17 protein-coding genes are annotated in these 23,360 nt (G+C 70.2%); 2 read left to right on the top strand and 15 right to left on the bottom strand.

Translation table 11 applies throughout. From position 1 onward, the window contains the following. Positions 1-4: 4 nt before the first annotated feature. Positions 5-1,450, top strand: a complete 1,446-nt coding sequence (locus C2L58_RS19950; RefSeq protein WP_103339096.1) for a DUF1996 domain-containing protein — start codon at positions 5-7, stop codon at positions 1,448-1,450. Between the two features lie 132 nt (positions 1,451-1,582). On the opposite strand, the gene mmsB is transcribed toward C2L58_RS19950, so the two are convergent. The 15 genes from mmsB to C2L58_RS49270 all read right to left on the bottom strand — a co-directional run bounded on the left by mmsB (position 1,583) and on the right by C2L58_RS49270 (position 21,702). Further along, positions 1,583-2,803, bottom strand: a complete 1,221-nt coding sequence (gene mmsB, locus C2L58_RS19945) for a multiple monosaccharide ABC transporter permease (protein WP_103339095.1) — start codon at positions 2,801-2,803, stop codon at positions 1,583-1,585. Continuing rightward, positions 2,800-4,320 carry a multiple monosaccharide ABC transporter ATP-binding protein gene (gene mmsA / locus C2L58_RS19940; protein WP_103339094.1) on the bottom strand — a complete coding sequence of 507 codons (1,521 nt, stop codon included), beginning with the start codon at positions 4,318-4,320 and terminating at the stop codon, positions 2,800-2,802. The genes mmsB and mmsA overlap by 4 nt, the downstream gene beginning before the upstream one ends. Then, on the bottom strand, positions 4,317-5,420 hold the full coding sequence (gene chvE / locus C2L58_RS19935; RefSeq protein WP_103339093.1) for a multiple monosaccharide ABC transporter substrate-binding protein: 1,104 nt from the start codon (positions 5,418-5,420) through the stop codon (positions 4,317-4,319). Before chvE ends, mmsA begins: the two co-directional genes overlap by 4 nt. A gap of 32 nt (positions 5,421-5,452) precedes the next feature. After that, entirely contained in the window at positions 5,453-6,952 is a 1,500-nt protein-coding gene (gene araA / locus C2L58_RS19930; RefSeq protein WP_103339092.1) for an L-arabinose isomerase, read from the bottom strand. Between the two features lie 17 nt (positions 6,953-6,969). Then, complete coding sequence (locus C2L58_RS19925) at positions 6,970-7,647, bottom strand: L-ribulose-5-phosphate 4-epimerase (RefSeq protein ID WP_103339091.1); 678 nt, start codon at positions 7,645-7,647, stop codon at positions 6,970-6,972. Next, a complete protein-coding gene (gene araB / locus C2L58_RS19920) occupies positions 7,647-9,287 on the bottom strand; it encodes a ribulokinase (RefSeq protein WP_103339090.1) in 1,641 nt (546 codons plus the stop codon). The genes C2L58_RS19925 and araB overlap by 1 nt, the downstream gene beginning before the upstream one ends. Before the next feature lie 70 nt (positions 9,288-9,357). Next, positions 9,358-13,182, bottom strand: a complete 3,825-nt coding sequence (locus tag C2L58_RS19915; protein ID WP_103339089.1) for a LamG-like jellyroll fold domain-containing protein — start codon at positions 13,180-13,182, stop codon at positions 9,358-9,360. A 55-nt stretch (positions 13,183-13,237) separates the two neighbouring features. Next, positions 13,238-14,221 carry a galactofuranose ABC transporter, permease protein YjfF gene (yjfF, locus tag C2L58_RS19910; RefSeq protein WP_103339088.1) on the bottom strand — a complete coding sequence of 328 codons (984 nt, stop codon included), beginning with the start codon at positions 14,219-14,221 and terminating at the stop codon, positions 13,238-13,240. Beyond that, positions 14,218-15,264 carry an ABC transporter permease gene (locus C2L58_RS19905; protein ID WP_103339087.1) on the bottom strand — a complete coding sequence of 349 codons (1,047 nt, stop codon included), beginning with the start codon at positions 15,262-15,264 and terminating at the stop codon, positions 14,218-14,220. The genes yjfF and C2L58_RS19905 overlap by 4 nt, the downstream gene beginning before the upstream one ends. Positions 15,265-15,269: 5 nt before the next feature. After that, positions 15,270-16,772 carry a sugar ABC transporter ATP-binding protein gene (locus C2L58_RS19900; RefSeq protein WP_199191358.1) on the bottom strand — a complete coding sequence of 501 codons (1,503 nt, stop codon included), beginning with the start codon at positions 16,770-16,772 and terminating at the stop codon, positions 15,270-15,272. A gap of 104 nt (positions 16,773-16,876) precedes the next feature. Then, positions 16,877-17,860 (bottom strand): ABC transporter substrate-binding protein, encoded by a 984-nt coding sequence (locus C2L58_RS19895; protein ID WP_103339085.1) that lies wholly within the window; start codon positions 17,858-17,860, stop codon positions 16,877-16,879. Between the two features lie 118 nt (positions 17,861-17,978). Next, positions 17,979-19,022 carry a LacI family DNA-binding transcriptional regulator gene (locus C2L58_RS19890; protein ID WP_103339084.1) on the bottom strand — a complete coding sequence of 348 codons (1,044 nt, stop codon included), beginning with the start codon at positions 19,020-19,022 and terminating at the stop codon, positions 17,979-17,981. 289 nt (positions 19,023-19,311) lie between these two features. Then, entirely contained in the window at positions 19,312-20,283 is a 972-nt protein-coding gene (locus C2L58_RS19885) for an endonuclease/exonuclease/phosphatase family protein (protein WP_103339083.1), read from the bottom strand. Further along, positions 20,280-21,245: a D-alanyl-D-alanine carboxypeptidase family protein gene (locus C2L58_RS19880; RefSeq protein ID WP_233225805.1), complete on the bottom strand. Its 966-nt coding sequence runs from the start codon at positions 21,243-21,245 to the stop codon at positions 20,280-20,282. Before C2L58_RS19880 ends, C2L58_RS19885 begins: the two co-directional genes overlap by 4 nt. 304 nt (positions 21,246-21,549) lie before the next feature. Then, on the bottom strand, positions 21,550-21,702 hold the full coding sequence (locus tag C2L58_RS49270; RefSeq protein WP_158264142.1) for a hypothetical protein: 153 nt from the start codon (positions 21,700-21,702) through the stop codon (positions 21,550-21,552). Positions 21,703-21,875: 173 nt separating this feature from the next. Between C2L58_RS49270 and C2L58_RS19875 the strand changes: the two genes are divergently transcribed. Continuing rightward, positions 21,876-23,354, top strand: coding sequence for a cellulose binding domain-containing protein (locus C2L58_RS19875; RefSeq protein WP_103339081.1), 1,479 nt, complete (start codon positions 21,876-21,878; stop codon positions 23,352-23,354). The last annotated feature ends 6 nt before the right edge of the window (positions 23,355-23,360 follow it).

Genomic DNA, 23,360 nt, shown 5'->3' with positions numbered 1-23,360 from the left:
GAACATGGCCCGGAATACTTCCCGCACCCCCGCCACGGGCAGACATCGCATCACCCGCCGCACGAAGATCGCGACCGGTGGCCTGGCGCTCGCGCTGGCCGTCGGCGGCATCGTCGTCGCGACCACCGCCGGCCGCACCGGCGAGGCCAGCGCCGACGAGGCCGACCCGTCGTTCTTCCTCGACATCGCGAAGGTCCCTTCGGGGAACAACGTGAACAAAGCGCTTCAGCAGAAGGGCGCCCGCGGCACGTTCACCGTGAACTGTGGCCGCAACGAGAACCAGCACTTCAACCCCGACAACTTCATCGCCCAGCCCGGCATCAAGAACGGCGCCCAGCACCTGCACGACTACGTCGGCAACCTCTCCACCAACGCCGACTCGAACAACAAGAGCCTGGTGAAGGCGGGCACCACCTGCAAGAACGGTGACAAGTCGGCCTACTTCTGGCCCGTCGTCCGCATCGACACCGGCGACGCCGAGAAGAACCCGCCCGCCACGCAGCCCGACCGGGCCGGCAGCGCCAAGGACAAGGCGAGCGCCCAGGTCGACTGCCCCGACGTCGCGAGCAAGCTGCCCGACGTCCCGGACCAGGCGATGGACGAGGTCGACCGCAACCTCGACCTGCTCGACTCGCAGATCGACGAGGCCAACAAGCGGATCGCGAACGGCGATCTCAAGACGCCGCAGGACATCCAGAACGCCGTGGTCGGGCCGCTCAAGGACAAGCGCGCGGCCACCATCGACCGGATCGCCATCGCGATCGGCCGCCGGGCCGCGAAGCCGACCAACCTGGGCGGGCTCGCGCAGTGCGCGCTCAAGCAGAACGGCCAGGGCGGGATCGACAACGGCGGCCAGAACAGCAATGGCCAGCCGGCGGAACTGCCCGGCGTCAACGACAAGAACGAGGTCGGCGACAACGACGGCGAGATCCAGCGCGTCCAGTCGGCGACGATCACGTTCACCAGCGGCGGCGCGAGCAAGGTCGTCGCGATGCCGCAGTTCCTCCGCATCCTCTACGGCGACGCCAAGCAGAGCACCAACGGCCCGGCCAACGCCCGGCCCAGCTGGACCTGCACCGGCTTCGAGGACCGGCTCACCGACCACTACCCGATCTGCCCGCAGAACAGCAAGGTCGAGCGCATCCACGCCTTCCCGAACTGCTGGGACGGCAAGAACATCGACAGCGCCAACCACCGCACGCACATCGTGTTCGCCGACCAGCAGGGCAAGTGCCCCAAGGGTTTCCAGAACGTGCCGCAGCTGGTGATCAAGCTGGTCTACAACATCCCGCACGACATCCAGGTCAAGGGCCAGTACAAAGTGGACGCCTTCGCGCAGGAAAAGCACAACCCCCGCTCGGACCACGACGACTTCGCCAACGTCATGGGCCAGCGCCTGATGAACCAGGTCGTCAACTGCATCAACACCGGCAAGCGCTGCAACCAGTGACCCGGCGGTCGTGAGTGGTAAGGCGGGTTAGAACCCGCCTTACCACTCACGACCTTCACGGCGAAGGTGTTCACCCAACGAAGAGGGGGCCTCCCCCGCACCCGGGAAAGGCCCCCTCGAACGACACCCGGCTCAGGAAGCCGCGCGGCGCTTCGTCCAGATGTCGTAGGCCACCGCGGCCAGCAGCACGACACCCTTGACCAGCATCACGCGCTCGCTCGGGGCGCCGATCAGGGACATGCCGTTGTTGATCACCGCCATGATCAGGCCACCGGTGATCGCGCCGACCACCTTGCCGACGCCGCCCTGGACGGCCGCGCCGCCGATGAACGCCGCCGCGATCGCGTCGAGCTCGAAGTTGACGCCCGCCGTCGGGCCCGCCTGGTTGAGCCGGCCGGCGAAGATGATGCCGGCCAGCGCGGCCAGCACGCCCATGTTGACGAAGATCCAGAACGTCACCTGCTTGACCTTGACGCCCGAGAGCGTCGCGGCCTGCAGGTTGCCGCCCACGGCGTAGATGTGCCGGCCGAACACCGACTTCCCGGCCACCAGCGAGTAGCCGAGCACCAGCACCGCCAGCAGGATGAGCACCCACGGCAGGTTCTTGAACCGCGCCAGCTGCACGACCAGCGCGAGCACCAGCACCGCGATCCCGGCGATCTTGAGCACGAACACTCCGAACGGGTCGACGTCCTGGCCGTAGCCCATCCGTCCCGCCCGCTTCCGCCACTGCGTGAACACGATCCCGGCCACCGCGGCGACGCCGGCGAGCACCGACACCAGATCGGCGCCGCCGAGCGGGCCGAGGCCGATGTTGCCCAGGTAGCCGGAGGTGAAGCCGTTGGACAGCGTGCGGATCGCGTCCGGGAACGGGCCGATGCCCTGGTTGCCCAGCACCGTCAGGGTCAGGGCCCGGAACGCCAGCATGCCGGCGAGCGTCACGATGAACGCCGGGATGCCGAAGTAGGCGACCCAGTAGCCCTGCCACGCGCCGATCGCCGCGCCGACGACGAGGGTGATCAGCACGGCCAGGAACCACGGCACGTGCGAGTTCACCATCAGCACCGCCGACACCGCGCCGGTCATCGCGACGACCGACCCGGCGGACAGGTCGATGTGCCCGGAGATGATCACCAGGATCATCCCGATCGCGAGGATCAGCACGTAGCTGTTCTGCACGATGATGTTGGAGATGTTCTGCGGTTCCAGCAGCGCGCCACCGGTGAGCACCTCGAACAGCACCACGATCAGCGCGAACGCGACGTAGATGCCGCTCTGGCGCGGGTTGATCGAGATCCTCCGCTTGGAGCGCTCAACCGGGGGCACGGCGGGCCGCGCTTCGGTCGTGGTCATTCCCGTTCCTTAGTCATGTACTGCATCAGCAGTTCCTGAGTGGCTTCTTCGCGCCTGGCCTCGCCGGTGATCCGGCCCGCCGACAGCGCGTAGATCCGGTCGCAGAGCCCGAGCAGCTCCGGCAGCTCGGAGGAGATGACCAGGACGGCCTTCCCCTGGGCGGCCAGCTCGTTGATGATCGTGTAGATCTCGAACTTCGCGCCCACGTCGATGCCGCGGGTCGGCTCGTCCAGGATCAGCACGTCCGGATCGGTGAAGATCCACTTCGCCAGCACGACCTTCTGCTGGTTGCCGCCGGAGAGCTTCCCGGTCACGCTCTGCACGCTCGGCGCCTTGATCCGCAGGTCTCGGCGGTATCGGTTGGCGGTGTCGTGCTCGGCGTGCTCGTTGACCCAGCCGCGCTTGGCCAGCTTGCCCAGCCCGGCCGCGGACACGTTGCGCTGGATGTCCTCGATCAGGTTGAGCCCGTAGCGCTTCCGGTCCTCGGTGGCGTAGGCGATGCCGTGGCGGACGGCTTCCTGCACCGACCGGACCTCGATCTCCTGGCCGTGCTTGAGGATCCGGCCGGAGATGTCCTTGCCCCAGGACCGGCCGAACACGCTCATCGCGAGTTCGGTCCGGCCCGCGCCCATCAGCCCGGCGAGGCCGACGATCTCCCCGCGCCGCAGCGAAAGCGACGCGTGGTCGACGACGACCCGCCCGGCCTGGGTGGGGCTGTGCACGGTCCAGTCCTCGATCCGCAGCACCTCTTCGCCGATCTCCGGCTCCCGGGGCGGGAACCGGTGCTCGAGGTCGCGGCCGACCATCCCGGTGATGATGCGCTCTTCCGTCAGCCCCGCCGCGTCGAGCGTTTCGATCGTCTTGCCGTCACGCAGGATCGTGACGGTGTCGGCGATCGCCGTCACCTCGCCGAGCTTGTGCGAAATGATCACGCACGTGACGCCCTCGTCCCGCAGCCCGCGCAGCAGCTCGAGCAGGTGGGCCGAGTCGTCGTCGTTGAGCGCCGCGGTGGGCTCGTCGAGGATCAGCAGCTTGACCTCTTTGGACAGTGCCTTGGCGATCTCGACGAGCTGCTGCTTGCCGACACCGAGTTCCTGCACCGCCCGCGTGGCGTTTTCGGCGAGGCCGACGCGCTTGAGCAGCGCGCCGGCCTCGTGGTTGGTGCGGTTCCAGTCGATCCAGCCCCGCTTCTGCTGTTCGTTGCCGAGGAAGATGTTCTCCGCGATCGACAACTGGCCGCACAGCGCGAGTTCCTGGTGGATGATCACGATCCCGCGCCGTTCGCTGTCGCGCACCGACCCGAACTCGCACCGCTGCCCGTCGAAGGTGATCTCGCCGTCGTACGTCCCGTGGGGGTAGACGCCCGAGAGCACCTTCATCAGGGTGGACTTCCCGGCGCCGTTCTCCCCGCAGATCGCGTGGATTTCCCCGCGGCGCACGGAAAGAGTGACGTCCGACAGCGCCTTGACCCCGGGGAAGGTCTTGGTGATCCCGCGCATGCCGAGCAGTTCGGTCATTTCAGCTGACCTGCCGTGTAGTAGCCCGACTCGACGAGTTCCTTCTCGTAGTTGGCCTTGTCCACGGTGACCGGCTGCAGCAGGTAGGACGGGACGACCTTCTTGCCGTTGTCGTAGTCCTTGGTGTTGTTGACCTCGGGCTTGCCGCCCTTGAGCACCGCGTCGGCCATCTTGACGGTGGTGTCGGCGAGCTTGCGGGTGTCCTTGAAGATCGTCGAGTACTGCTCACCGGCGATGATGGACTTGACCGAGGCGACCTCGGCGTCCTGCCCGGTCACGATCGGGTAAGCCTGGCCGCCGGTGCCGTAGCCGTTGCTCTTCAGCGCCGAAAGGATGCCGATCGACAGGCCGTCGTACGGCGAGAGCACGCCCTGGACCTTCGCGCCACCGGTGTAGGTCTTGGTGAGCAGGTCCTCCATGCGCCGCTGGGCGGTGGCCGGGTCCCAGCGCAGGATGGCCGCGCGGGCGAAGTCGGTCTGGCCGCTCTTGACGACCAGCTTGCCGCTGTCCATCAGGGGCTTGAGGACGGACATCGCGCCGTTGAAGAAGAAGGTCGCGTTGTTGTCGTCCGGGGAACCGGCGAACAGCTCGACGTTGAACGGACCGGCACCGTCACCCAGGCCCTTGACCAGCGAGTTCGCCTGCTCGACGCCGACCTTGAAGTTGTCGAAGGTGGCGTAGTAGTCGACGTTCGGTGAATTGCGGATCAGCCGGTCGTAGGCGATGACCGGGATCTTCTTGTCGGCCGCTTCCTGCAGCTGGGTGGTGATGGCGGTGCCGTCGATCGAGGCGATGACCAGGAGCTTGGCGCCCTTGGTGATCTGGTTCTCGATCTGGTTCACCTGGGTGGGGATGTCGTTCTCGGCGTACTGCAGGTCGACCTTGTAGCCGAGCTTCTCCAGCGCCGACTTGATGTTGTCGCCGTCGTGGATCCAGCGCTCCGACGACTTCGTCGGCATGGTGACGCCGACCAGGCTGCCCTCGGCGCCGGCGCCGGGCGCGGCCGTCTGGTCCGCGGTCTTCTGGCTCGAGCCGCACGCCGACAGCGTGAGCGTGAGCCCCGCGACAGCGATCGCCGCGATTCCTCTGGTGAACTTCATCGTTCTTTCTTCCTTTCTCAGAAGCTTGTGCCTCAGAAACCCTGGGCGAGCCGGTGGTAGGCCTGGTTCCACCGGATGCGGTCGGCGAAGTCGTGCGGGGTCGTGTCCTTGTCGATGACCAGGAGCTCGACGCCGAGCAGGTTCGCGAAGTCGCGCAGGGTCTCGGTGCCCACGGCCTGGGTGAGCACGGTGTGGTGCGGGCCGCCCGCGGTGATCCACGACTCCGCGGACGTCGCCAGCGACGGCGCCGGCTCCCAGACGGCCCGGGCGACCGGCAGGTTGGGCAGCGGCTCGTCCGGCGCGACGACGTCGATCTCGTTGGCCACCAGCCGGAACCGGTCGCCGAGGTCGACCAGGCCGAGGACGACACCAGGACCGGGCGCGGCGTCGAACACGAGCCGGACCGGGTCCTCGCGGCCGCCGATGCCCAGCGCGTGGATCTCGCAGGACGGCTTGGCGGCGGCGATGGTCGGGCAGACCTCCAGCATGTGGGCGCCGAGGATCTTCGGCTTGCCCGGCCCGAAGTGGTAGGTGTAGTCCTCCATGAACGACGTGCCGAGGGTCTTGCCCACGCCCATCGCCTTGACCGCGGCCAGCAGCGCCGAGGTCTTCCAGTCGCCCTCGCCGCCGAAGCCGTAGCCGTCGGCCATCAGGCGCTGCACCGCGAGGCCGGGCAGCTGCCGCAGCCCGCCGAGGTCCTCGAAGTTCGTGGTGAACGCGCCGAACCCGCCGTCGGTCAGGAACTTCCGCAGCCCGGCCTCGATGCGGGCGGCGTACTGCAGCGACTCGTGCCGCGCTCCCCCGGCCGCCAGCTCCGGCACAACGTTGTAATCCTCGGCGTACCGCCGCACCAGCGAGTCCACATCCGAAACCGCGTCGACCTGCTCCACCAGCTCGTTGACGCCGTAGGTGTTGACCGAGACGCCGAACCGCAGCTCGGCCTCGACCTTGTCGCCTTCGGTGACGGCGACGTCGCGCATGTTGTCGCCGAACCGGGCCAGCCGCAGGTTCCGCAGGTGGTCGGCGCCGATCGCGGCGCGCGCCCACGCGTCGATCCGCGCGACGACGGCCGGGTCGGACACGTGCCCGGCGACGGTCTTGCGCGGCACGCCGAGGCGGGTCTGGATGAACCCGAACTCCCGGTCGCCGTGCGCGGCCTGGTTGAGGTTCATGAAGTCCATGTCGATGGTGGACCACGGGAGCGCCTCGTTGAGCTGCGTGTGCAGGTGCAGCAGCGGCTTGCGCAGCGCGTCGAGGCCGGTGATCCACATCTTCGCGGGCGAGAAGGTGTGCATCCAGGCGATCACGCCGACGCAGGCGGCGTCGGCGTTGGCCTCCTGCAGCACGCGGCGGATCGAGGAGGCCTCGGTCAGCACCGGCTTGCCGACGATCTCGGCCGGGAGCGAGCCGGCGGAGGCAAGCAGCTGCTGGATGCGCAGCGACTGGCCGGCGACCTGCTCGAGGGTCTCCTCGCCGTAGAGAGCCTGGCTGCCGGTGAGGAACCAGAGCTGGGGTTTCGATGCCGAAGTCATCGTTCTCCTTGGGAAGATCAGTGCTGGCCGTAGACGTTCTGGTACCGGGCGTAGAGCCGGTCGACGTCCTCGGGCGGGAGGGGTTCGGGCGTGCCGAGCTCGAAGGCCTTGTGGACGGTGCGGGCCACCTCTTCGACCAGCACCGCGGCCTTGACCGCGGCGCGGGCGGTGCGGCCGACGGTGAACGGGCCGTGGTTGCGCATCAGCACCGCGCGCGAGCGGCTCGAGCGAAGCGTTTCGACGATGCCGCGGCCGATGGAGTCGTCGCCGATCAGGGCGAACGGCCCGACCGGGATCTCCCCGCCGAACTCGTCGGCGATCATCGTCAGCACGCACGGGATCGGCTCGCCGCGGGCCGCCCACGCCGTGGCGTAGGTCGAGTGGGTGTGCACGACGCCGCCGATCTCCGGCATGTGCCGGTAGACGTAGGCGTGCGCGGCGGTGTCCGACGAGGGCGCGAGCTCGCCTTCGACGAGCTCGCCGTGCAGGTCGGTGACGACCATGGTGTCGGCGGACAGGTCGTCGTAGGACACCCCCGACGGCTTGATGACCAGCAGGTCCCGGTCCGGGACGCGCGCCGAGACGTTGCCCGCGGTCCAGACGACCAGCTCGTTGCGGGTCAGCTCGCCGTGCAGCTTCGCGACCGTCTCCCGGAGTTCGGTGACGGTGTCGAGCACTTCACCGGTCAGCGACATCAGGACTGTCCTTTCGCGACGGCCTTCGAAACGGCCCGGCGGCGGGCGGCCAGGCGGTGCATGACATCGTTGCCGCCCCGGCCGAAGTAGTCGTGCAGCTGCGTGTATTCGGCGTACAGCTCGTCGTAGGCGACGACGTGCGCGGGCACCGGCCGGTACACCGCGCGCTCGACCGAGCCCATCGCGGCGGCGGCCTCGCGGATGTCCGCGTGGGCCCCGGCGGCGACGGCCGCGTGGATGGCCGAGCCGAGCGCGGGCCCCTGCGCCGAGCCGATGACCGACAGCGGCAGGTTGGTGACGTCGGCGTAGATCTGCATCAGCAGCGCGTTCTTCGTCAGCCCGCCCGCGATGATCAGCTCGGTGACCGGGACGCCGGCGGCGTTGAACGTCTCGATGATCTTCCGGGTGCCGAAGGCGGTGGCCTCCAGCAGGGCGCGGTAGGTGTCCTGGGGACGAGTGGCGAGCGTCTGCCCGACGATGACGCCGGACAGCTCGTGGTCGACCAGCACCGACCGGTTGCCGCTGTGCCAGTCCAGCGCGATCAGGCCGTGTTCGCCGATCTCCTGCTGCGCGGCGAGCCGGGTGAGCTCCTCGTGCGAGGCGTCGGCGAAGTGCTCGACGAACCAGCCGAAGATGTCGCCGACGCCGCTCTGGCCGGCCTCGTACCCCCAGAGCCCGGCCACGATGCCACCTTCGACGACCCCGCACATGCCGGGGACCTCGCGCAGCTCGGCGCCGTTCATCACGTGGCAGGTCGAGGTGCCCATGATCGCCACCATCTGCCCGGGCTCGACGGCCTGGGCGGCGGGCGCGGTGACGTGCGCGTCGACGTTGCCGACGGCGACCGCGATGCCCTCGGGCAGCCCGGTCCAGGCCGCGGCTTCCGCGGTCAGCGACCCGGCGCGGGAGCCCAGCTGGCCCAGCGGGTGCTCCAGCTTGTCGGCCACGAAGGACTCGAAGCCGGGGGCGAGCTCGTGGAGGAAGTCGCGGCTGGGGTACTGGCCGTCCTGCAGGATGCCCTTGTAGCCGGCCGTGCAGGCGTTGCGGACGTAGGTGCCGGCGAGCTGCCAGACGATCCAGTCGGCCGCCTCCACCCAGTGCCGCATCGCGGCGTAGACCTCGGGCGCCTCTTCGAACAGCTCCAGGGCCTTGGCGAACTCCCACTCCGAGGAGATCAGCCCGCCGTAGCGCGGGAGCCACTTCTCGCCGCGGGCGCGGGCCAGGTCGTTGATCCGCACGGCCTGCGGCTGCGCCGAGTGGTGCTTCCAGAGCTTCACGTACGCGTGCGGGTTGCCCTCGAACTCGGGCAGTTCGCACAGCGGCGTCCCGTCCGCGGTCGTCGGCACCATCGTGCACGCGGTGAAGTCGGTGGCGATCCCGACGACGTCCGCCGCGTCGACGCCGGCGTCCCGCAGTGCCGCCGGGACGGCGTTGCGCAGCACGCCGACGTAGTCCGCCGGGACCTGCAGCGCCCATTCCGGTGGCAGCGCGCGGCCCGTGGCGGGCAGCGTCTCGTCGAGCACCCCGTGCGGGTACTCGAAGACGCCGGAGCCGAGTTCGGCCCCGTCAGCCACGCGCACGACCACCGCGCGGCCCGACAGCGTGCCGAAGTCGACGCCGACGGTGAGTGGTTCTCCCACGGTGTCTTCCCTCCTGGTTGGTGACCGGGACGCGGCGCGGGCGGCGGTGAACGCGCCGCGTCCCGGGGTCTTAGCGGCCGGTGAGGACCAGCGTCGTCACGGAGTTGGCCGGCAACGTCAGCTTCGACGTCGCGGCCAGGCCGGTGATCTCCCTGGTCTGCGGCACGATGGCGGTCGGCGCGGCGAGGCTGTTGCGCCCCGCCGGGTCGCCGGTGAGCGTGGTGAGCGTGCCGGTGCCGTCGACGGCGGTGACGCCGGTGAGCGCCAGCCGTGCGGTCTGCACCTGCGGAGTCGGGTTGACGAGTTTGACCGTGAAGGTCTTCCTTCCGCTCTTCGTGGTCACGTTGACCACCTGCCGCAGGGGGCTGCCCTGGTTGAGGCGGCTGGTGACGATCTGCTTGCCGAGGGTGCTGGAGAACATCTGCTGCACCCAGTACGACGGCGAACCGTAGCTGCTGCCGGCGTCGAGCCCGATCAGGTTGACCGGCCAATTCGCCTGGTTCTCGTGCACCAGCACCGGCGCGTACATCGAGCCGATGACGACGTCGCTGTTGCGTTCGAGCCCGGTGAGGAACGCTGCCTCGCCGATGGCGGCGGCCAGGGTGCCGGTGGGCCGGCCGTCCTGGGCGCCGTACTCGCCGACGAGGATGTCCGGGCCGCTGCGGTCGGCGGTGTCGTAGCGGGTCGAGTTGTCGGTGAACCACTGCGGCGACTGGTAGTAGTGGTCGTCCGCGGCGTCCGGGCGCACCCCGGTCGACGTGCTCGACGCCGCCCCGCCCTGCAGGCCGCCGGTGGTGGCGATGACGGTCAGCTGCGGGTACTTCGCCTTGATGGCGTTGTTCAGGTCGGTGAAGCGCCAGGCGTAGCTGCCGGAGGTGTCGAACCAGTCCTCGTTGCCCACCTCGACGTAGTGCAGGTCGAACGGCGCCGCGTGCCCGTCGGCGATCCGCTGGGCGCCCCAGGTGGTCGAGCTGTCGCCGATGGCGTACTCGATCTCGTCGAGGGCTTCCTGGACGTACTGCGGGTAGTCGGCCTGGCTGACGTGCTGGCCGTTGAGGGTGTAGCCGGCGAACAGCGCGAGCAGCGGCTGGGCGCCGACGTCCTCGGCGAGCTTGAGGTAGTCGAGGATGCCGAAGCCGTCGGTGGACCAGTAGCCCCACGCGGTGTTCTGGTGGCCGGGCCGCTGTTCCAGGGGGCCGATGGTGTTCTTCCACGCGAACCGGGTGTCGAGCGTGTTGCCCTCGAGGTAGTTGCCGCCGGGGACGCGGAACAGGCCGAGCTTCATCGCCGCGAGCTTCTGCCCGAGGTCGGCGCGGACGCCGTTGGGCCGGTTCTTGAAGGTCGGCGGGAACACCGACACCTGCTGGAACCAGGCGTCACCGCTCAGTGCCTTCTTGCCCTTGTTGACCAGGGACACGACGATCCGGTTGTCGGTGGACGCGGTGATCGTCGACGGCGTGGTGAAGCTGAAGCTCTGCTGCGCCCAGGCCGGGCCGACCGGCTGGAGGTCCTTGCTCGCCAGCACGGTGCCGTCGGGCTTCTCCAGGCTGACCCGGACACCGCCGGTCCACGTCCCCTTGGCGAAGAGGCTGCCGGTGTACTTGGTGGACGGCTTAGCGGCGACGCCGTAGAAGCCGACGTTCGCGGCGGCCACCCGGCCCGCGGCCGGGACCGCGTCGGCGTGCAGCTTGAGCGAGCGGTCGAGCGCGGTGTTCAGAGGGTTCGCTGCGTCGACCGAGTAGGCACCGGTCGCGCCCGCCGAGGTGACCAGCGACCAGTACGGCACCGGCGTGTCGCCCGCGCCGCTGCCGGGCTGGTAACCCTCCTTGAACGTGCGGTTGCGGACGAGCTCGGCGTAGAGGCCGCCTTCGACCGAGTGGCTGATGTCTTCGAGGATCGAGCCGTAGGTGGTCGGCCGGGTGTTGGCGCGGACGACGTTGGCGTCGACGGCGAGCTGGTTCGCGCCGGCGAGAGTGCCGATTTGGGCCGCGGTGAGCGGGAAGCGGCGCAGCTCGACCTCGTCGACGGCACCGGTGAAGCCGGGGCCGACGGTGAACGGCGCCGCCGCGGTGCCCGAAGCCGGGCAGGCGGAGACGTCGAGGGTCGTGCCGGTGGGCGTACCGCACGTGCTGGTGACCGCGGCCGCGTCACCGTCGGCGTAGACGGTGAGCCGCTGGGAGGCGCGGTCGAGGACGAGAGCGGCGTGGTGCCAGTTCCCGTCGGCGAGCCCGCCGCCGTTCGTGGTCACCTGGATCGAGCCGACGCGGGCGGTGAGCTTGCCGCCGGTGACGCCGAGCGCGTAGCCGTCGCCGTGGTCGACGAGCGTGCCCGCCGCGGTGGTGCGGAACCAGGCGGCCAGCGACAGCGAGCCGGTGCCGGTGTCGAACGCGGGCGAGGTGCCCATGTCCACAGTGGACTTGCCGTCGAGCTGGACGGCCTTGCCGGCCGCTCCCGCGGTCCAGGTGGCGCCCTCGAGCGTGCCGTCGGCGGCGTTCGCCGAGGCGTCGCGGGCGACCGTGCCGGTGCCCTCGTCGAAGTGCCACGAGCCGCTCGCGGCCAGTGCGGCGACGGCGGCCGCGGTCAGCGGCGTCGGGTACGCGCGCACGTCGTCGACGCCACCGGCGAACCAGTCGACCGGGTTCCCGGCCCACTTGCCGCGGCCGATCTCCAGGTGCCCGGCCGCGGTCCACGGCGTCGTGAACGGGACGCTCTGCTGGAGGGTTCCGTTGACGTAAAGGGAAAGCGTGTTCGCCGCCCGGTTGTAGACACCCACGAGGTGCTGCCACTGGTCGGCCTGCGCGGGCAGCGTGGACACCGCCGAGGACGCGGCGGAGTCACCGTCGGCCGCGCGGCGGGCGAAGGCGAACCGGCCGTCCGCGGCGCGCTGGAGGTAGAAGCCGCTGATCGTCGAGCCGTCGACGCTCACGGCGGTCCGGAAGCCGGCGGCCGCGGTGGGCTTGACCCACGCCGACACCGAGAAGCTCTGCGCGGTGTCCACGACCGGAGCCGGGACGTCGACCGCGGCGTCGGTGCCGTTCAGCGCGACGCCGTGCGGGCCGACGACGCCGTCACCCCAGGCCGCGCCGCCGGTCAGGGTGGCGGTGCGCGTGTCGAGGGAGTCGTCCGCCGTGGTCGTCCCGGTGCCCTCGTCGAGGCCCCAGTGCCCGGCGATGGTCAGGCGCGCCGCGGCGGCCGCGGCGAGGGCGCCCGAGTAGGCGCGGACGTCGTCGATCGTGCCGTCGACGAAGTCCACCGGGTTGCCGCCGTACTTGCCGCGGCCGATCACCAGGTGCCCGGTGCCCGCCCACGCGGTGGGCGCGGCGACGGTGGCCTGGCGGGTGCCGTCGACGTAGAGCGACAGCGTCGACGCGGCCGAGTCGTACACGCCGGTCAGCTGGTACCACTGGCCGGCGACCGGGTCGAAGTTCGCCGAGGCGACGACGCCGTCGGCCGGGGCGTCCCCGGCCAGGCGGGTGAAGGCGAACCGGCGGGAGTCGTCGCGGAACTGCAGGAAGAAGTTGCTCACCTGGGAGCCGTCGACGCTGACGAACGTCTGGAAGCCGGACGTCTTGTCCAGCTTCACCCAGCTGCTCACGGAGAAGCTCTTGGTCGTGTCGAGCACCGGCGCCCCGGCGTCGGCGAAGCCGTTCGCGCCATCGGTCGTCAGGGCGCCGCCGCGGATGCCCGGCCCCCAGCCCGCTCCCCCGGCCAGCGTCGCCGGGTGGCTGCCCGCCGTGTCGGCCGCGGTCGTGCCGCTGCCGTCGTCGAACGCCCAGTGCCCGGCCAGCGCCGGGTCGGCGTCCGCCGACGCGGCCGGGGCCACCGCCACCGGAACGCCGGCGCACAGCGCCAGGGCGGCGAGCACGGCCATGGGCCGCCGCAGTCTGCGGAGCATGACTCTCCCTTGAGTGTGAGCGCTCACATGGTCCACCCCGGTGGCGGACCGGGTGTCAGCGGGTCCGTCGGGTGACGAGGCGTTGCAGGACGATGAAGACGAACAGCAGGGCCCCGGTGATGATCGAGGTCCACCACGAGTTGAGCGTGCCGTCGAAGGTGATCAGCGTCTGGATGATGCCGAGCACCATGATCCCGAGCACCGTCCCGAGCACGTACCCGGATCCGCCGGTGAGGATGGTGCCGCCGATGACGACCGCGGCGATCGCCGTCAGCTCCAGGCCGACGCCGTTGAGCGGGTCGCCCGAGGACTTGTAGAGCACCAGCAGCAGCCCGCCGAGCGCCGAGCAGACCCCGCTGATCGTGTACACCGCGATCTTCGTGCGGCCGGTCTTGAGCCCCATCAGCATCGCGGACTGCGCGTTGCCCCCGATCGAGTAGACCGTGCGCCCGAACCGGGTGAACGCCAGGACGTAGGCCGCGGCGGCGACGACCAGCAGGGAGACCACCACGCTGATCGAGATGTGCAGCTCGCCGCCGAGCGGGAGCTGCGTCTGGGCCAGCGTGGCGATCGTCGCGTTGTCGATCGAGTAGGCCTCGGTGGTGATCGTGTAGCAGAGGCCGCGCGCGAAGAACATCCCGATCAGCGTCGCGATGAACGGCTGGATCTCGAAGAAGTGGATCAGCGCGCCCATCCCGGCGCCCAGCACCGCACCGACCACCAGCACCACGGCGATCGCCGCGTACGCCGACCAGCCGTGCTTCTGCATCAGGTCGCCGGAGATCACGGTGGACAGCGCCACCACCGACCCGACGGACAGGTCGATGCCGCCGGTGAGGATCACGAACGTCATGCCGACGGCGACCACGAGCAGGAAGGCGTTGTTGATGAACAGGTCGAGGATGACCTGCCCCGAGCCGAACGCCTCGTAGCTCGACGCGCCGAAGATGTACGCCCCGATGAGCAGCGCCATCGTCGCGAGGATCGGCAGGTGCCGCTGCTGCGGCCGGTAGCCCTTGACGCGGGCGAGCGTGGTCATGCCGTGACCTCCACCTTCTCGGGAGCGGGCGTGGCGGCCGGCTGGCCCGGCCGGTGCGTCCGGCGGCGCCGGAGCTTCCGGCGGAAGGCCGGCGACTGCAGGAGGCACACCGCCAGCACGACCAGGGCCTTGAACAGCATGATCGCCTCGGGCGGGATGCCGAGGGCGTAGACGGTGGTGGTGAGCGTCTGGATGAACAGCGCGCCGATCACCGAGCCGCCGAGGGAGAACCGGCCACCGGTCAGCTGGGTGCCGCCGACCACGACGGCGAGGATCGCGTCGAGCTCGATGAACAGGCCGGCGTGGTTGCCGTCGGCGCTGTGCACGTTCGCGCTGATCATCAGCCCGGCGATGCCCGCGCACAGCGCGCAGAAGACGTAGACGAGCCAGGTCAGCCGCGCGGAGCGGAGCCCGGCCAGCCGGCTGGCTTCGGGGTTGCCGCCGACGGCCTCGACCAGCAGGCCGAGCGCGGACCGGCGGACGAGCACCGACGCCAGCACGAACACCGCCAGCGCGATGAGGATGGCGCCGGGCAGGGTGAACAGGAACCCGCTGCCGATCCACTCGAAGGAGTGGGAGTTGACGGTGATGATCTGGCCGTCGGTGATCAGCTGCGCGATGCCCCGGCCGGCGACCATCAGGATCAGCGTGGCGATGATCGGCTGGATGCCCAGTGCCGCGACGAGCCAGCCGTTCCACACCCCGAGCACCAGGGACAGGCCCAGCGCCAGGCCGAACGCGATCAGCGTGGTGCCGGCGCCGTCGGGGTTGTCGCTGACCCAGAGGCAGGCGAGCGCGCCGCTGATCGCCACGACCGAGCCGACCGAGAGGTCGATGCCGCGGGTGGCGATCACCAGCGTCATGCCGATCGCGATGAGGATCAGCGGGGCGCCGTTCTTGAGGATGTCGACGAGGTTGCCGTAGAGGTGCCCGTCGCGCAGCTCGATCTTGAAGAACGACGGGCTCGCGATCAGGTCGCCCACCAGCAGCACCAGCAGGGCCACCACGGGCCAGAACAGCCGGTGTTTCGTCAATCCCTTCAAGGCAGTCACGCCTGCACCCCCTCGGCCATCGTGGCCATGATGTCGTCCGCGGTGAGCGCCTGGTTTTCCCGCTCGGCCACGACCTTGCGGTCCCGCAGCACCACGATCCGGTGGCTGAGCCGCAGGACCTCTTCGAGTTCGGCGGAGATGTACACGACGGCCATCCCGTCGCCCGAGAGCTGGGTGACCAGCCGCTGGATCTCCGTCTTGGCGCCGATGTCGATGCCGCGCGTGGGCTCGTCGAGGATCAGCAGCCGCGGTTCGGTGATGAGCCAGCGGGCCAGCAGCACCTTCTGCTGGTTGCCACCGGAAAGGTTGCCCACCAGCGCTTCGGGGTTGGTGGGCCGGATGTCGAGCGCCTTGATGTACTTCTCGGCGATTTCGTCCTGGCGGCGGCGCGACAGCGGCCGCGCCCAGCCGCGGGAGGCCTGGAGCGCGAGGACGATGTTCTCCCGGACGGTGAGCTCTTCGACGAGTCCCTCGGCCTTGCGGTTCTCCGAAAGGAACGCGATCTTGTGGTCGAGCCCGGCCCGCGGGGTGCGCAGCGAGGTCGCGGTGCCGTCGACCTGCACCGAGCCGCTGTCGGCGTGGTCGGCGCCGAACAGCAGGCGGGCGAGTTCGGTGCGCCCGGAGCCGAGCAGGCCGGCCAGCCCGACGACCTCGCCGGCGTGGATGGCGAGGTCGAAGGGTGCCACCCCGCCCTTGCGGCCGAGGCCTTCGGCAGCCAGCAGCACCGGCGCGCCGGCGACCTCGGCCCGGCTGGGGCCGGAGTCCTCCAGGTCCTCGAGGACCTGGAGTTCCTTGCCGATCATCTTGGTGACCAGCTCGACCGGCGTGATCTCCGCGGTGGGGTACTCGCCGATCAGCTTTCCGTTGCGCAGCACGGTCATCCGGTCGGCGATGGCGAAGACCTGGTCGATGAAGTGGGACACGAACAGGATCGCCATGCCGCTTGCGCGCAGGGACCGGACGACCTTCAGCAGCTGCTCGACCTCGCCGGCGTCCAAACTGGACGTCGGCTCGTCGAGGACGAGCACCCGCGCGTCGACGTCGAGCGCGCGGGCGATCGCGACCAGCTGCTGTACCGCGATGGAACAGGTGGACAGTTCGGCCGAGACGTCCACGTGGACGTCGAGCCGGGCCAGGAGTTCCTCGGCCCGCCGCCGCATCGGGCCCCACTGGATGCGGCCGAAGCGGCGGGGTTCCCGGCCGAGGCAGACGTTCTCCGCCACGGACAGGTTCGGGCAGAGGTTGACTTCCTGGTAGACCGTGCTGATGCCGGCCTGCTGGGCCTCGCCGGGCCCGGTGAAGGCGACCTCGTCGCCGCTGAGTTCGATGGTGCCCGCGTCCACCCCGTACACCCCGGTCAGCACCTTGATGAGGGTGGACTTGCCGGCGCCGTTCTCGCCCATCAGGGCGTGGACTTCGCCGGGGTACATCCGGAAGTCGACCCCGTCGAGGGCGAGGACGCCGGGGAACTCTTTGCGGATACCGCTCATCCGCACCATGGGTTGCGGTTCAGGCATTTGGTGTGCTCCGGGGAGGAGGCGGGGGTCGTGAGTGGTAAGGCGGGTTCTAACCCGCCTTACCACTCACGACCGGCGGGCGAGTGTCAGTACTGGCGCTGCGGCAGCGCGGCCTTGGCCGCCGCCTGGTCGAACTCGGTTTCCTTGGTCTCGATGCGGGCGGGCACCTGCTCGCCGGCGGCGACCTTCTTCACCAGGTCCATCAGCTGCGGGCCGAGCAGCGGGTTGCATTCGACGATGTGGTTGATCTTGCCGTCGGCCAGCGCCTGCATGCCGTCCTTCACGGCGTCCACGGACACGATCTTGATGTCCTTGCCCGGGACCTTGCCCGCGGCTTCGATGGCCTCGATGGCGCCGAGGGCCATGTCGTCGTTGTGGGCGTAGAGGACGTCGATCTTGGGCTGGGACTTCAGGAAGGCCTCCATGACCTCCTTGCCCTTGGCGCGGGTGAACTCACCGGTCTGCGAGGCGACGATCTTGTACTTCGGGTCCGCCGCGATGACGTCCGCGAAGCCCTTCTTGCGGTCGTTCGCCGGCGCCGAGCCGGTGGTGCCCTGCAGCTCGACGATGTTCACGTCGCCGGTGGCGCTGCCGTACTCCTTGGTCAGCCACTCCCCCGCCTTCTTGCCCTCGGCGACGAAGTCGGAGCCGAGGAAGGTCTTGTAGAGGGACTTGTCCGGCGAGTCGATCGCCCGGTCGGTGAGGATGACCGGGATGTTGGCCGTCTTGGCCTCCTTGAGGACGGTGTCCCAGCCGGACTCGACGACCGGCGAGAAGGCGATGACCTTGACCTTCTGCTGGATGTACGAGCGGATCGCGGAGATCTGGTTCTCCTGCTTCTGCTGCGCGTCGGAGAACTTGAGCTCGATCCCGGCGGTCTTCGCCGATTCCTGGATCGACTTCGTGTTCGCCGTCCGCCAGCCGCTCTCGGCGCCCACCTGGGCGAACCCGAGCGTGGTCGCCCCGCCCGAGCTGCCGCCGGACGAACCGCCACTCCCGCAGGCGGTGAGCAGCACGAGTCCGGCCGCCGCGGCCGCCGCGGCGGCCCATCGCTTATTCAGCACGTTCACTCCTCGATCGACGATGATCAGTGGGAAAACCTTGTGGGGACTATTCGGGGTGAAACCTGGTGATGCGTGTTAGCGCTAACAATCCCTCGGGAACCACCGGTCCCCGCCGGCCGCCGCGCTAGCGCGGTCCGGTGCTCTCGCGCACGATCAACTCGGGGACGACCAGGGCGCGCGCGTGCCGGTCGCCTCCGTCCATCCGCCCGGCCAGCAGGCCGAACGTACGCCGTCCGACTTCGATGAAGTCCTGGCGCACCGTCGTCAGCGGCGGCGTGAAGTACGCCGCCTCGGGGACATCGTCAAAGCCCGCCACGCGCACGTCCCGCGGCACCGAGATGCCCGCTTCGGCGAACGCGCGCAGCAGGCCCAGTGCCATCTGGTCGTTGCCGGCGAAGACGGCGTCCAGATCTTTTTCCTTGGCGAGAGATCGCCCCGCCTCGTAGCCGGACCGCGAGCTCCAGTCGCCGCGGATCACCTGCGGGGCCCCGACTCCGTGGCGTTCCAGGGTTTCCCGCCAGCCGAGCTCGCGATCGCGGGCCTCCAGCCAGTCCTCCGGCCCGGCGATGTGCCACACCGTGCGGTGGCCCAGCGCCAGGAGGTGTTCGGTGGCGCGGCGGGCGCCGTCGCGCTGGTCGACCGAGATGACCGGCACCGGTGCCGTCTCCCCGCCGCCGACCGCGACGACCGGGAAGTCCGCGGGTGCCGCTTCCAGCGCCCGGCCCGCACTGACGTGCGGGGCGATCACGATGACGCCCTCGACCGCCTGGCGGCGCAGGTTCTCCACCGCGTCGGCGATCGACGACCGGCCAGGACGGCTGACACTGGAGATCGTGATCGCGTACCCGGCTTCCCGGGCGGCGTTCTCGATGCCGTACAGCGTGCTGGCCGGACCGTACAAATTGGATTCGAGCGCGACCACGCCGAGCGTGCCGGTCCGCCCGGTGACCAGCGCGCGGGCCGCGGAATTGGGCCGGTAGCCCAGTTCCTCGATCGCCGCGAGCACCCGGGCCCGGGTTTCCGGGCGCACCGGGCCGGTTCCGTTGATCACCCGCGACACGGTCATGTGGGACACGCCCGCCACCCCCGCGACGTCGGTCAGGCTCGGCTGGCGCGTCCCGGCGTTGGTCGCCTTCAGGGGGCCGCCGGAGCGGGGTCGTTCGGCCACCGGCGTCCCCTTCCGTCCGCTCCGACATGGTCTGCGTCACTGTTCGGGTGACGACGAGGAGTTAGTGTTAGCGATAACACCCACGGGGTCAAGACCGGGTCGCGTAACGGTCTAGTCACATGCCCTTCACACGGCCCCGACGACGAATTCGACGGCGCGACCTGCGCGGAGCGTCGTTTGAAATTCACCGCCCGTCAGCGCCGCCCGGTGTTCAAGCCCATGTTCGCCGGTCTCGCGGGGCGTTTACCACACGCCGCCAACGGGCGATTCGAGGGCTCCGGGCCGCGAGTCAGAAGGCCACGGTGGCGGCGACGGGCAGGTGATCGCTGCCGGTCGCGGGCAACGTCCAGGCCGCCACCGGCCGCACGCCGTCGACGAAGATCTGGTCGATCCGGGCCAGCGGCAGGCCCGCCGGCCAGCTGAAGCCGAAACCGTCGCCGGCTTCGTCCTGCGCCGAGCGAATCCGCCCGGTGATCGGCGCGAGCGCGCGGTCGTCGGCGGTGCCGTTGAAATCGCCGACGAGCACGGTCCGCGGCGCGGATTCCGCGGCGACGGCGTCGGCGAGCAGGCCCATCGCGGCGTCACGGCCGTTCGCGGTGAACCCGGCGTCGAGGCGCACGCGCACCGAAGGCAGGTGCGCCACGAAGACCGCCACCGGGCCCTTCGGAGTGTCCACAGTGGTCTGCAGCGCGCGGGTCCACGGCATGATCTCGACCGGCCGCGTGCCGCGCAGCGGGAAGGTGCTCCACACCCCGACGGTGCCCTGGACGGAGTGGTACGGGTAGCCCGCGGCGAGAGCGTCCTCGTACTTCCGGACCTCGGACTTCTTCAGTTCTTCGAGCGCGATCACCTGGGCGCCGGCGGCGGCGAGGGCGCGCGCGGTCCCCGCCGGGTCCGGGTTCTCGTCGTTCACGTTGTGCGAGACGATCGTGAGGTCCCCGCCCGGCTCGCGCTTGTCGAAGAGCCGTCCGCCGAAGAACCCGCCCCAGACCAGCGACGGCAGCAGGAGGGCCACGAGGGCGAGCGCCGAGCGCCGGAGGAGCGCCGCGGCCAGCAGCGGCACGACGAGCAGGCCGGTCCAGGGCAGGAACGTCTCCAGCAGGCTGCCGGCGTTGCCCAGCCAGTTGGGCACCAGCGGGTGCGCGAGCAGCAGCAGCGCCGTCAGGACGGCGAAGGCGGCGATGACGCGGCCGCGGCGCCACGCCCCGGCCCGGCGCGCGGGGACGGCCGGCAGCCGGATCGGCTCGGTCGTCGCGGTCATCGGGTGGCCGCCGGCAGCTCCCGCTGGATCGCGGCGACGAGCTTCTCGCTGTTCTCGAGCGCGGCCCGCAGCCCGGCCGCCGGGCTCCCCCCGGGGTTTTGGTGGAGGACGACACCGAGGATCAGGGCACCATCGCGAGCCCGCGCGGCCCACATCAGCGCCCCGCCGGCGGCGGTCGACGAGCCGGTCTTGAGCCCGATGACGCCGTCCCGGCCGAGGAGGGTGTTCGTGTTGACGACTGTTCCCGGCACGCCGTCGATCCGCAGGCTCGGGGTGGCGGCGATCGCGCGGATGACCGGGTTCTTCATCACTTCGCGGGCCAGCCGGAGCTGGTCGGTGGCGGTGCTCGTGGTCGAGTCTTCGACGCCGCTGGCGCCGGTGTAGCTGGTGCTGGTCATGCCGAGGGTGGCGGCCTCGCGGTTCATCTTCGCGACGAAGGCGTCCTGGCTGCCGGCGTCCCACCGCGCGAGCAGGCGGGCGACGTTGTTGCCGGAGGGCACGAGCATCAGGGCGAGCAGGTCGCGTTCGCTGAAGAGGCGCCCCGCCCGGACCGGCGCACTCGATTCCTCGGCCGAGGTGGACTCGGTTTCGGCCTGCTCGTCGACGGTGATCCGGGGGCCGGCCTCGCCGGGGCCGAGGGGATGGTCCTTGAGCACGACGTAGGCGGTCATGACCTTGGTGACGCTGGCGATCGGCACGGGCCCCTGCTCACCGCGGCTGCCGAGCGACCCGAGGTTCTGCACCTCGGCACTCGACTGCCCCTCGGCGGGCCACGGGAGCGGAAGGTCGACAACGGGCCGGGCGGCCAGAGCGCGCCCGGCGGTCTCGGGCGGGAAGACAACCCAGAGACCGGCGGCCAGCCCCACGGCCACAGCGGCGGCCACCCCCGCGGCGACGGGTGGGATGCGGGGACGGGCCATCGGTTTCCTCCGGGTGCGCTGGGTGCGCTCGGTGAAGCGCACACCGGTCACTTTGGCCGGAGAAGATCGCCGCTTTGTCGGGGATGTTCGACAGGTTTGAACCAGGAATGTCCCGATCTTGTATCAGGGGGAAAGAGGAAGCCGTGCGGGCCGGGCATGGGCCGGGCCCGGGTGGGCCCGGAGCAGGCGGGCACGATCCAGGCTGGGCCGGGCGCGGCGGGCGCAACGCAAGGCGGGCCGAGTCTGGGCCGTCCCACCGGCCCGCGCGCCGAAGGGAGCTTCCCCCGAACCACCCGCGAGGAAAGCCCCCTTCAGCCGCCGCCAACCGGTGACCCGGCGGGCGGGGTCACCGGGCCGTGCGCTGGATGCAGTCGAGGCCCACGCCGAGCGGGGTCGCCAGGTACTGGCAGATGTGCGACGAGTGCGCCTGGTCCGTCTGCGTGCAGGCGACCGGCACTCCGAGCAGGTCCACCGAGCAGTACGCGGAGAACTGTTTCACCGGGCAGAATTCCCCGTCGAACGCCTCTTCAGCGGTGCGTCACCGTAAAGTGTCACGTTCACATACGTGATCATTGTTCATCCTGTTGACCGATGTCGGGCCGGTGACCTATAAAGGAAAAGTCCGGGTGTCCGCCGCAACACCTCCGCAGTTCCGCTTTCCGGAGGCCATCGGTGTCCCCACTCCCCTCGTCCCGTCGCGCCGTTTTCCTCGGCGCCGTCAGCATTTCCGCCGCCGTCGCGGTCATCGCCGCGCTCGGCGGCCCGGCGCCCGCCCGCGCGGCGGGGGTGAACCTCGCCGCCGCCTTCGCGCAGACATCGGTCTGGACCAGTGGTTACGGCGGCGGCTACACCGTCACCAACCGCGGGGACACCGCCGCCACCGGCTGGACCGTCGAGTTCGACCTGCCCGCCGGTTCGGCCGTGAGCAGCTCCTGGAGCTCCGTGCGCACGCAGACCGGCCGGCACTACCGGTTCACCAACGCCGGCTTCAACGCCACGATCCCACCCGGCGGCACCGAGAACTTCGGCTTCAACGTCGCCGGCACCGGCCTCCCCGCCGGCTGCACCGTCAACGGCCTCCCGTGCGACGGCGGCAGCCAGGTGACCACGACCCCGACCACGACCACCCCGACCACCCCGACGACGACCACACCGACCACGACGACCCCGCCCACCGGCGACGTCGTCGACGTCTCGACGGCCGCCCAGCTGCAGGCCGCCCTGGCGAACGCCGCTCCCGGGCAGGCGATCCGGCTCGCGGCCGGCACCTACCGCGGCTCGTTCGTCACCACCAAGGCCGGCACCGCGGCCAGGCCGATCACCCTCTCCGGCCCGGCGAACGCCGTCCTGATCAACGACGGCCCCGCCGGCGAAGCCCCCGACTGCCCGGTACCGACCGCCGGCTGGGACTCCGGCTACGGCCTCTGGCTCGCGAACGCGCCGTACTGGACGCTGCGCGGGTTCACCGTGCAGGACTCGAAGAAGGGCATCGTCGCGGACAACTCGCCGCACACCACCATCGACGGTGTCACCGTCCACCACATCGACGAAGAGGGCGTGCACTTCCGCCGCTCGTCGGCCGACAGCGTGCTGAAGAACTCCACGATCACCTACACCGGCCTGGTGCAGCCCGGCTACGGCGAGGGCGTCTACCTCGGCTCGGCCAACTCGAACTGGGGCTGCCACGGCAACTCCGGCGGTGTCGACCGCGGCGACCGGATCCAGGTGCTGGACAACCACATCGGCCCGTTCATCGCCGCCGAGCCGATCGACGTCAAGGAAGGCACGTTCGACGGCGTGATCCGGGGCAACACCTTCGACGGCCGCGGGATCTCCGGCCAGAACTCGGCGGACTCCTGGATCGACGTCAAGGGCATCGGCTACACGATCGAAGGCAACACCGGCACGTTCGCCCCGCCCGGCACGTTCGCCAACGGCTACGAGAACCACAACACGAGCACGAGCCCGTCGTTCGACAACGGCTGCGGCAACGTGTGGCGCAACAACAAGTCCGACCTCGGCGGGGTGGGCGACTACGCGATCAAGATCAGTTCGGTGTCCAAGTGCGCGGCGAACCCGAACGTGGTGTACGCGTCGAACACGGTCACGAACGCCCGCTCGGGACTGACGAACGTCCCCATCACCCCCTGAGCGACT

It is taken from the genome of Amycolatopsis sp. CA-126428 (assembly GCF_002904335.1).
Lineage (GTDB): Bacteria > Actinomycetota > Actinomycetes > Mycobacteriales > Pseudonocardiaceae > Amycolatopsis.
This window is presented reverse-complemented; position numbering and strand designations above follow the sequence as displayed.

Excerpts from the sequence above, each read along its gene's own strand:
- mmsB (WP_103339095.1), bottom strand. The coding sequence starts at position 2,803 with ATGACCACGACCGAAGCGCGGCCCGCCGTGCCCCCGGTTGAGCGCTCC.
- mmsA (WP_103339094.1), bottom strand. The coding sequence starts at position 4,320 with ATGACCGAACTGCTCGGCATGCGCGGGATCACCAAGACCTTCCCCGGG.
- C2L58_RS19885 (WP_103339083.1), bottom strand. The coding sequence starts at position 20,283 with ATGACCGCGACGACCGAGCCGATCCGGCTGCCGGCCGTCCCCGCGCGC.
- C2L58_RS19950 (WP_103339096.1), top strand. The coding sequence starts at position 5 with ATGGCCCGGAATACTTCCCGCACCCCCGCCACGGGCAGACATCGCATC.
- yjfF (WP_103339088.1), bottom strand. The coding sequence starts at position 14,221 with ATGACCACGCTCGCCCGCGTCAAGGGCTACCGGCCGCAGCAGCGGCAC.
- C2L58_RS19915 (WP_103339089.1), bottom strand. The coding sequence starts at position 13,182 with ATGCTCCGCAGACTGCGGCGGCCCATGGCCGTGCTCGCCGCCCTGGCG.
- araA (WP_103339092.1), bottom strand. The coding sequence starts at position 6,952 with ATGACTTCGGCATCGAAACCCCAGCTCTGGTTCCTCACCGGCAGCCAG.
- C2L58_RS19925 (WP_103339091.1), bottom strand. The coding sequence starts at position 7,647 with ATGTCGCTGACCGGTGAAGTGCTCGACACCGTCACCGAACTCCGGGAG.
- chvE (WP_103339093.1), bottom strand. The coding sequence starts at position 5,420 with ATGAAGTTCACCAGAGGAATCGCGGCGATCGCTGTCGCGGGGCTCACG.
- C2L58_RS19900 (WP_199191358.1), bottom strand. The coding sequence starts at position 16,772 with ATGGTGCGGATGAGCGGTATCCGCAAAGAGTTCCCCGGCGTCCTCGCC.